This window comes from Aureimonas fodinaquatilis, from assembly GCF_008369445.1.
Classification (GTDB): Bacteria; Pseudomonadota; Alphaproteobacteria; order Rhizobiales; family Rhizobiaceae; genus Aureimonas; species Aureimonas fodinaquatilis.
Map to the genome: position 1 here is coordinate 993,437 of NZ_VTWH01000002.1, position 9,455 is coordinate 1,002,891.

Here is a 9,455-nt window from a genome sequence, read left to right on the forward strand (position 1 = left end):
TCTACTCAGCTGCATCGGGCAGTTGTTCGTCCCGCCTGGCAGAGGCCTGATCCTTGCCGGTGTTCGACAGATCAACATCCAGACCCAGCGAACGCATTTCCTTGACCAGAACGTTGAAGCTCTCAGGAATGCCGGATTCGAACGCGTCATCGCCACGAACAATCGACTCATAGACCTTGGTACGGCCAGCCACGTCATCCGACTTGACGGTCAGCATTTCCTGCAAGGTATAGGCCGCGCCGTAAGCTTCGAGCGCCCAGACTTCCATTTCACCGAAGCGCTGCCCACCGAACTGCGCCTTGCCACCCAGCGGCTGCTGCGTGACCAGCGAATACGGGCCAATGGACCGTGCGTGGATCTTGTCATCGACCAGATGGTGAAGCTTGAGCATGTAGATGTAGCCCACAGTCACCTGCCGATCGAACGGATCACCCGTACGACCATCGTAAAGCGTAACCTGTCCGGAACCATCCAGACCCGCCTTTTCCAGCATTTCGACGATGTCGTGCTCTACCGCACCATCGAACACCGGAGTGGCAATGGAAACGCCGCGCTTCATCTGACGTGCCAGCATCAACACTGACTCGTCATCGTAGTTCTTGACTGGCTCATTGCGGTCATTGTCGCCCAACAATCCGGCGATTTCCTGACGCAGAGGATCAACGTCCAGACTCTCCTGATAAGCTTCCAGCAGATCACCGATCCGCCGGCCCATACCAGCACAGGCCCAGCCAAGATGCGTTTCCAGAATCTGACCGACGTTCATGCGTGACGGCACGCCCAGCGGGTTCAGCACGATATCGACATGCGTGCCATCTTCGTTGAACGGCATGTCTTCAACCGGCACGATGCGGGAAACCACACCCTTGTTGCCGTGACGGCCAGCCATCTTGTCGCCCGGCTGGATCTTGCGCTTCACAGCCACAAAGACCTTGACCTGCTTCATGACGCCTGGTGGCAGTTCGTCACCGCGCTGCACCTTCTCGACCTTGTCCATGAAGCGGCCTTCCAGCGTCTTCTTGGAGTCGTCATAGACGCTGCGCAGGTCTTCCAGTTCGCCTTGCAGACGCTCGTCCTCAACAGCGAACATCCACCATTGCGACCGCGGGAACTCCTGGATCAGCGCAGGTGACAGAACTGTGCCCTTCTTGAAGCCCTTGGGACCAGCCACAGCCGACTTGCCATCCAGCATATCAACCAGACGACCATAGACGTTGCGGTCAAGAATTGCCTGCTCGTCATCACGATCCTTGGCGAGGCGCTCAATTTCCTCACGCTCGATCGCCATGGCACGTTCGTCCTTCTCGACACCATGTCGATTGAACACCCGCACTTCCACGACCGTTCCGTAGGTGCCTGGCGGCATACGGTTCGAGGTGTCGCGAACGTCTGACGCCTTCTCTCCGAAAATCGCCCGCAGGAGCTTTTCTTCCGGTGTCATCGGACTCTCGCCCTTAGGTGTGATCTTACCCACCAGAATGTCGCCCGGCTGCACTTCAGCGCCGATATAGACAATGCCCGCTTCGTCCAGATTCTTCAGCGCTTCTTCCGAGACGTTTGGAATGTCGCGCGTGATTTCTTCCGGTCCAAGCTTGGTGTCACGAGCCATCACCTCAAATTCTTCAATGTGAATTGAGGTAAAGACGTCATCAGCCACGATCCGCTCGGAAAGCAGGATTGAATCTTCGTAGTTGTAGCCATTCCATGGCATGAACGCCACGAGCACGTTACGGCCCAAGGCCAGATCGCCCAGATCAGTGGACGGACCATCTGCAATGATGTCGCCCTTCTGCACCCGGTCGCCCATTTTTACGAGTGGGCGCTGGTTGATGCAGGTTGACTGGTTCGAACGCTGGAACTTCATCAGGCGATAAATGTCCACGCCCGAGCGACCTGCTTCCAGGTCTTCCGTTGCGCGAACAACAATACGGGTCGCATCCACCTGATCGACAATGCCAGTCCGGCGAGCAGCAATAGCCGCACCGGAGTCACGCGCGACCACGGGCTCCATGCCGGTGCCAACAAATGGCGCTTCCGCGCGCACCAGTGGCACAGCCTGACGCTGCATGTTCGAACCCATCAGCGCGCGGTTCGCGTCATCGTTTTCCAGGAACGGAATCAACGCAGCAGCAACCGACACGATCTGCTTAGGCGAAACGTCCATCAGATCGATGTTTTCACGCGGAGTGATAACGTTGTCACCGGCATGACGGCAGACCACCAGATCGTCAACGAATGTGTTTTCATCCGTCAGCAATGCGTTCGCCTGAGCCACGTGGTGCTTGGCTTCTTCCATGGCGGAAAGATAGACAACATCAAGCGTGACCTTGCCATCCACCACGCGACGATACGGGCTTTCAATGAAGCCGTATTTGTTAACGCGGGCGAACGTCGCCAATGAGTTGATCAGACCGATATTCGGGCCTTCAGGCGTTTCAATCGGGCAGATACGTCCGTAGTGCGTCGGGTGAACGTCGCGGACTTCAAAGCCGGCACGCTCACGCGTCAAACCGCCCGGTCCAAGAGCCGAGATACGGCGCTTGTGGGTGATTTCCGACAGCGGGTTCGTCTGATCCATAAACTGCGAAAGCTGCGATGATCCGAAGAACTCGCGAACAGCGGCAGCCGCCGGCTTGGCATTGATCAGATCCTGCGGCATCACCGTGTCGATTTCGACCGAGGACATACGCTCCTTGATCGCCCGCTCCATACGAAGCAGACCGACGCGGTACTGATTTTCCATCAACTCGCCAACCGAGCGAACACGACGGTTGCCCAGATTGTCGATGTCGTCGATTTCGCCTTTGCCATCGCGCAGGTCAACCAGCGTGCGAACAACAGCCAGAATGTCTTCCTTGCGCAGGACACGAACCGTGTCCTCGGCATTGACATCAAGGCGCATGTTCATCTTCACGCGGCCAACAGCCGAGAGATCGTAACGCTCTGAATCGAAGAACAGCGAATGGAACATTGCTTCCGCTGTTTCGATGGTTGGCGGTTCACCCGGACGCATGACCCGGTAGATGTCGAACAGCGCATCCTGACGCGTTTCGTTCTTGTCCGAAGCCAGAGTGTTGCGGATGTATGCGCCGACGGTCACATGGTCGATGTCGAGAACTGAAATTTCCTCATGGCCGGCATCAACCAGCACTTTGAGGGTCTTCTCGTCAATTTCATCTCCGGCTTCGAGATAAATCTCACCCGTCTGATAGTTGACGATGTCTTCAGCCAGATAGTTGCCATACAGATCATCTTCAGAAGCCCGGAGCGCTTTTACGCCCTTCTCCTTCATCTGACGGGCCTGACGTGCAGTCACCTTCTTACCGGCTTCAACCAGCACTTCGCCGGAATCGGCATCAATCAGATCCGTCAAGGACTTCTGACCGCGAACACGTTCAACGGAGAACGGGATACGCCAGCCGCCACGGTCCTTCTCGAATTTGACGATGTTGTAGAATGTGGAAAGGATTTCCTCTCCATCCATTCCCAGCGCCATCAGCAAGCTGGTGACTGGAATTTTGCGGCGACGATCGATACGCGCAAAGACGATGTCCTTGGCATCGAATTCGATGTCAAGCCACGAACCACGATACGGAATGACGCGAGCGGCAAACAGCAACTTGCCTGACGAGTGGCTCTTGCCCTTGTCATGATCGAAGAACACGCCCGGCGAACGGTGCATCTGCGAAACAATAACGCGCTCCGTGCCGTTGACGATGAACGTTCCGTTCAGCGTCATCAGCGGCATATCGCCCATGTAGACGTCCTGCTCCTTGATGTCCTTGATGGACTTCGAGCCGGTGTCTTCGTCGACATCAAACACGATGAGGCGCAATGTAACCTTGAGGGGCGCGGCGAACGTCATGTCGCGCTGGCGGCACTCTTCCACGTCAAACTTCGGCGCTTCAAACTCGTACTTGACGAATTCGAGCATGGAATGACCGGAAAAGTCCGAAATCGGGAACACCGATTTGAATACGGCCTGAAGCCCCTCATCCGGGCGACCGCCTTCCGGCTCTTCCACCATAAGAAACTGATCGTAAGAGGCCTTCTGGACCTCGATCAGGTTCGGCATTTCGGCAACCTCGGGGATATGCCCGAAGAATTTGCGTACGCGCCTGCGACCGCTAAACGTCGTCGTCTGAGACATCGTCGCTCCTTGCTCTCGACAGTGCCCTCGCCGAAGGGCTTCAATTCCAAAACCTCCCTTGCAGGAGGTACGCTGCGTCTTAACCGATCACAGCTTCGACCTATGCGGACCATCGGCCCATCCGCGTCTTCCAGAAATCTTTGCGAGGTTCGGCAAACATCTCTGAAAGTCGCGGCCAGTCTGCTGAAACCACCCACCCCGGCATGGCCGGTCGTTTCGAGCACGGAAAGCGGAACGGCAAAATGCCGTCCCGCCCGCCAATTTCATGCGTCTTTGCGCCTGAGGCGCAATTACTTAACGTCGACCTTTGCGCCGGCCTTCTCAAGAACGTCCTTGATCTTGGCAGCTTCGTCCTTGGAAACAGCTTCCTTGACTGGCTTAGGAGCGCCGTCAACCAGATCCTTGGCTTCCTTGAGGCCAAGACCGGTGATGGCACGAACTTCCTTGATGACGTTGATTTTCTGTGCGCCTGCGTCCGTCAGGATCACGTCAAACTCGGTCTTTTCTTCTTCAACAGCAGCAGCAGCGCCACCGCCAGCAGCAGCAACTGCAACAGGAGCAGCGGCTGAAACGCCCCACTTCTCTTCAAGCAGCTTCGAAAGCTCAGCGGCCTCCAGAACTGTCAGGTTGGAGAGGTCTTCAACGATCTTTGCGAGATCTGTCATTGTCTTAATTCCCTATGGTTCGAATAGTTTGAATGCAGCGAGGACCCAGCCTCACGCCGCTTCGTCCTTCTTGGCATATGCCCCGAAAACCCGTGCAAGCTGCGATGCAGGTGCAGCCACGACGCCAGCGATCCGTGTCGCCGGTGTCTGGATCATGCCCACCAACTTGGCGCGCAGTTCGTCGAGCGATGGCAGCGAGGCAAGAGCCTTCACGCCTTCCGCGTCGAGAGGGGTGGTGCCCATGGCTCCGCCGAGAATGACAAGCTTGTCATTACCCTTGGCGAAATCATTAGCCACCTTTGGCGCCGCAATCGGATCGCTTGAATAAGCGATCAGTGTCTGTCCCTGGAAAAGACCAGTGATAGACTCGGCGTCAGTGCCTAGAAGAGCAATTTTGGCGAGGCGGTTCTTCGCAACCTTAACGGTGCCACCTTGTTCACGCATTTTAGAACGAAGATCGTTCATCTGCGCGACGGTAAGACCGGCGTAACGAGCCACCACGATAGCTCCCGAAACTTTGAAAGTTTCGTTCAGCTCGGTGACGAACTCGCGTTTTTCCGCTCTGTCCACTGCCACTCTCCAGTTAGGGCTTCCTTTCGGATAGCCCCGGTTGCCATTAACCATCTGGCTTGCACCAAATGGCATTGAGGACCTGTCCCCTTGGCGTCACCGGAGCTGTAAGCCCCATCTCGTCGGCACAAGGCATTCAGAGGTTCGAACCAAATACCGGCAAGCCGGACATTCAGCACTCTCCCCGTCTCATGAGGGCTACTATTAAGAAAACCGGCTGACCGGCCCTCGCCCACAATCTCGGACAGGAGCAAAAGCCCTTTGCAGAGCATTTGCAGCCCGGCGGTTAAGCCGGGATTCTTGCAGGAAAGCGACGCATATAGTGTCGCTTTCCCGAAATGTTAAGAGCCGATGGCGATCAGGCCTGTGGCTGAACTGTCGAAAGCTCGATCTTCAGACCAGGGCCCATTGTTGAAGACACTGCGACGCGCTGAACATAAGTTCCCTTTGCGCCGGATGGCTTCGCCTTCTGAACCGCATCAGCGAAGGCGCGGATATTTTCCAGAAGCGCGTCGGCCCCGAATGACACCTTGCCAACACCAGCATGAACAATACCGGCCTTTTCGACGCGGAACTCTACAGCGCCGCCCTTGGAGGCTTTAACCGCAGCCGCAACATCTGGCGTAACGGTACCAACGCGTGGGTTCGGCATCAGGCCGCGAGGACCAAGAACCTTACCCAGACGACCGACCAGGCCCATCATATCCGGGGTAGCAATGGCGCGATCGAAATCGATCTGGCCGGACTGCACCTTTTCAACCAGCTCTTCCGCGCCGACAATGTCAGCACCGGCAGCCTTGGCTTCTTCAGCCTTATCGCCACGCGCAAACACGGCAACACGAACAGTGCGGCCCGTGCCGTTTGGCAGATTCACAACACCACGAACCATCTGGTCCGCATGGCGAGGGTCAACACCAAGATTGATCGCAACTTCGACAGTCTCGTCGAATTTTGCAGTCGCGCGCTCTTTCAGAATGCCTACAGCCTCAGGAAGACCATACAGCTTGTCCCGATCCAGACCTTCGCGCGCCTTAACAGTACGTTTGCCAACTTTTGCCATGGTTTCAGCCCACCACTTCCAGACCCATGGAGCGGGCAGAACCCTCAACCATCAACATTGCTGCATCGATATCGTTTGCGTTCAGATCTTTGAACTTCTTTTCAGCGATCTCACGAACCTGCTCACGAGTGACCTTTCCGCCACCAACCTTGCCCGGCTCTTTCGAACCAGACTTGATTCCGGCTGCCTTCTTGAGGAAGAAGCTGACCGGAGCGGTCTTCATGATAAAGGTGAAGGACTTGTCCTGGTAATAGGTGATGACCACCGGTACCGGCGAACCCTTTTCCATTTCCTGCGTCTGGGCGTTGAACGCCTTGCAGAATTCCATGATGTTAATGCCGCGCTGACCCAATGCCGGACCGATAGGCGGCGACGGGGTTGCTGACCCAGCAGAAACCTGCAGCTTAAGCTGCCCTGCGATTTTCTTAGCCATTTTTCTCTGCCTTTTCAGTATGCCGTTTCCGGCCTTCAGGCCACAACACCGTGACCTCTTGCAGTTGCGCGGTGCGGTTGGACCCAGCCGGCAAAAGCCGGACAACCTCCCGCGCAGTCGGGCTGCAATGCAGCCCCAATCCGATCAGACCTTTTCGACCTGACCAAAATCCAGATCAACCGGAGTTGCCCGCCCGAAGATGGAGACTTCCACCTTGAGCCGCGCCCGCTCCTGATCAACCTCTTGAACGACACCGTTGAACGAGGCAAACGGTCCATCCGAAACTCTGACCTGCTCACCGACATCAAACGATATGCTGGCCTTTGGCCGCTCAACCCCATCCTGAACCTGAGACAGAATGCGCAGCGCCTCCGCCTCTGAAATCGGCACCGGGCGATTGTCCGGACCCAGGAAGCCAGTGACCTTCGGAGTGTTCTTGATCAGGGAAAACACCTGATCCGTCAGATCAACCTTGACCAGAACATATCCAGGGAAAAACTTGCGCTCGGCATCAACCTTCCGGCCACGCCGAATCTCCACAACCTTTTCGGTCGGAACAAGTATTTTCTCGAACTTATCCGTAAGACCCTTCTGACGGGCCTGCTCCTCAATGGATTCGGCGACCTTCTTTTCGAAGTTCGAATAAGCGTGAACAATATACCAACGAGCTGTCATAAAATTCAGTCATCTCCTGCGGTCAGCGGCCGGCACTCATAATGTAGCCGACGATAAAGCCAAGCGCCTGATCTGCTAGAAAAAAGAACGCAGCTGCAAACACCACCATGATCAACACCATGATTGTGGAGATGAACGTCTCCTTCCGGGTGGGCCAAGTTACTTTAGCAACTTCGCTCCGCACCTGCTGAAGGAACGTAAAAGGATTCGCTTTAGAGGCCATATACCGCTCATGGCATTAGGCGCGTAAAAGCTGACTGCCAGCCCCACGCACCTCGTGTCCGTTGGATGTGTAATACCCGCAGCCCCACTGATTCACAAGAGGCCTGCGCGATATTTCGTGAATGGGCTTGATACACCAATGCCCGGTAAAGCGCAAACGCTTTGCACAAAACAGGCGAGGGACAAGGCGGAAAACGACGATGATTGCTATGAGTGAAATGGCAGGGGCAGAGGGACTCGAACCCACGACCTGCGGTTTTGGAGACCGCCGCTCTACCAACTGAGCTATACCCCTTCGCCGGGAAGCGGACACTGCGCATCAACCGGTTTCGTGTTCGCAATAAGGCCATATCTGCCCCATTGCAAGTGCTAAAACGCCCCGGACAAGCCAGTTTGCTGCATTTGTTTGGAAATAAAAATGCGGCGCCACCTGCATGACGCCGCATCAACAGAAATTGGTGTTTTAACGGTCGTTGGTCCGTGCCACCTTCAATTCAACAGGTGTTATTCGACGATTGACGAAACAACACCGGCGCCCACTGTGCGGCCGCCTTCGCGGATAGCAAAGCGAAGCTTTTCTTCCATCGCGATCGGAACGATCAACTTGACGTCCATCGTTACATTGTCGCCCGGCATCACCATTTCCGTGCCTTCCGGAAGCGTTACAACACCGGTAACGTCCGTCGTGCGGAAATAAAACTGCGGACGATAGTTCGTGAAGAATGGCGTATGACGGCCACCCTCTTCCTTCGTCAGAATGTAGGCCTCGGCCATGAAGCGAGTGTGCGGCTTTACCGAACCGGGCTTGCACAGAACCTGACCACGCTCAACGCCTTCACGGTCAACACCACGAACCAGCGCGCCGATGTTGTCGCCGGCCTGACCCTGGTCAAGAAGCTTGCGGAACATTTCAACGCCGGTAACCGTCGTCTTCTTGGAATCGCGGATACCCACGATCTCAACTTCTTCACCGACCTTGACAATCCCGCGCTCAACACGACCCGTGACAACCGTACCGCGGCCCGAAATCGAGAACACGTCTTCGATGGGCATCAGGAATGGCTGGTCAATCGGGCGCTCCGGGGTCGGAATGTAGGCATCAACCGCTGCCATCAATTCGCGAACCGCATCTTCACCAATCGTCTTGTTGGAATCTTCAAGCGCTGCAAGCGCTGAACCCTTGACAATCGGAATGTCGTCGCCCGGAAAATCATAGCTCGACAGAAGTTCACGAACTTCAAGCTCCACAAGCTCAAGAAGCTCTGGATCGTCAACCTGATCAACCTTGTTCAGGAAAACCACAATGGCTGGAACGCCAACCTGACGGGCAAGCAGAATGTGCTCACGCGTCTGGGGCATCGGGCCATCTGCAGCCGAACATACCAGGATCGCGCCATCCATCTGCGCTGCACCCGTGATCATGTTCTTCACATAGTCCGCGTGGCCTGGGCAATCAACGTGCGCATAGTGACGCGCTTCCGTCTCATACTCAACGTGTGCCGTCGAAATCGTGATGCCGCGGGCCTTTTCTTCCGGCGCGGCGTCGATCTGATCATACGCACGAAACTCGCCAAAATACTTCGTAATCGCAGCCGTCAAAGACGTCTTGCCATGGTCAACGTGACCAATCGTACCAATGTTCACGTGCGGCTTGTTCCGCTCGAATTTGCTCTTCGCCAT

The 9,455-nt window shown here is 55.9% G+C and carries 8 protein-coding genes and 1 tRNA gene; all 9 read right to left on the bottom strand.

Annotated features, from left to right (window positions below):
- Position 1: 1 nt before the first annotated feature.
- The 9 genes from rpoB to tuf all read right to left on the bottom strand — a co-directional run bounded on the left by rpoB (position 2) and on the right by tuf (position 9,455).
- Positions 2–4,150, bottom strand: coding sequence for a DNA-directed RNA polymerase subunit beta (gene rpoB / locus FPY71_RS10940; RefSeq protein WP_149300279.1), 4,149 nt, complete (start codon positions 4,148–4,150; stop codon positions 2–4).
- Positions 4,151–4,440: 290 nt separating this feature from the next.
- Entirely contained in the window at positions 4,441–4,815 is a 375-nt protein-coding gene (rplL, locus tag FPY71_RS10945; protein ID WP_149300280.1) for a 50S ribosomal protein L7/L12, read from the bottom strand.
- A gap of 51 nt (positions 4,816–4,866) precedes the next feature.
- Positions 4,867–5,385 (bottom strand): 50S ribosomal protein L10, encoded by a 519-nt coding sequence (rplJ, locus tag FPY71_RS10950; protein WP_149300582.1) that lies wholly within the window; start codon positions 5,383–5,385, stop codon positions 4,867–4,869.
- Positions 5,386–5,743: 358 nt separating this feature from the next.
- Positions 5,744–6,445, bottom strand: a complete 702-nt coding sequence (gene rplA / locus FPY71_RS10955; RefSeq protein WP_149300281.1) for a 50S ribosomal protein L1 — start codon at positions 6,443–6,445, stop codon at positions 5,744–5,746.
- 4 nt (positions 6,446–6,449) lie between these two features.
- Positions 6,450–6,878 carry a 50S ribosomal protein L11 gene (gene rplK, locus FPY71_RS10960; RefSeq protein WP_149300282.1) on the bottom strand — a complete coding sequence of 143 codons (429 nt, stop codon included), beginning with the start codon at positions 6,876–6,878 and terminating at the stop codon, positions 6,450–6,452.
- A 144-nt stretch (positions 6,879–7,022) separates the two neighbouring features.
- Positions 7,023–7,553, bottom strand: a complete 531-nt coding sequence (gene nusG, locus FPY71_RS10965) for a transcription termination/antitermination protein NusG (RefSeq protein WP_149300283.1) — start codon at positions 7,551–7,553, stop codon at positions 7,023–7,025.
- A gap of 22 nt (positions 7,554–7,575) precedes the next feature.
- Entirely contained in the window at positions 7,576–7,776 is a 201-nt protein-coding gene (gene secE, locus FPY71_RS10970) for a preprotein translocase subunit SecE (protein WP_149300284.1), read from the bottom strand.
- Positions 7,777–7,994: 218 nt separating this feature from the next.
- A tRNA-Trp gene (locus tag FPY71_RS10975) sits at positions 7,995–8,070 on the bottom strand.
- A gap of 209 nt (positions 8,071–8,279) precedes the next feature.
- Positions 8,280–9,455 (bottom strand): elongation factor Tu, encoded by a 1,176-nt coding sequence (gene tuf, locus FPY71_RS10980; RefSeq protein ID WP_149300274.1) that lies wholly within the window; start codon positions 9,453–9,455, stop codon positions 8,280–8,282.

What these genes read in the sequence shown, in the direction of transcription:
- tuf (WP_149300274.1), bottom strand. Translation starts at nt 9,455, where the DNA reads ATGGCGAAGAGCAAATTCGAGCGGAACAAGCCGCACGTGAACATTGGT.
- secE (WP_149300284.1), bottom strand. Translation starts at nt 7,776, where the DNA reads ATGGCCTCTAAAGCGAATCCTTTTACGTTCCTTCAGCAGGTGCGGAGC.
- rplK (WP_149300282.1), bottom strand. Translation starts at nt 6,878, where the DNA reads ATGGCTAAGAAAATCGCAGGGCAGCTTAAGCTGCAGGTTTCTGCTGGG.
- rplA (WP_149300281.1), bottom strand. Translation starts at nt 6,445, where the DNA reads ATGGCAAAAGTTGGCAAACGTACTGTTAAGGCGCGCGAAGGTCTGGAT.
- nusG (WP_149300283.1), bottom strand. Translation starts at nt 7,553, where the DNA reads ATGACAGCTCGTTGGTATATTGTTCACGCTTATTCGAACTTCGAAAAG.
- rpoB (WP_149300279.1), bottom strand. Translation starts at nt 4,150, where the DNA reads ATGTCTCAGACGACGACGTTTAGCGGTCGCAGGCGCGTACGCAAATTC.
- rplL (WP_149300280.1), bottom strand. Translation starts at nt 4,815, where the DNA reads ATGACAGATCTCGCAAAGATCGTTGAAGACCTCTCCAACCTGACAGTT.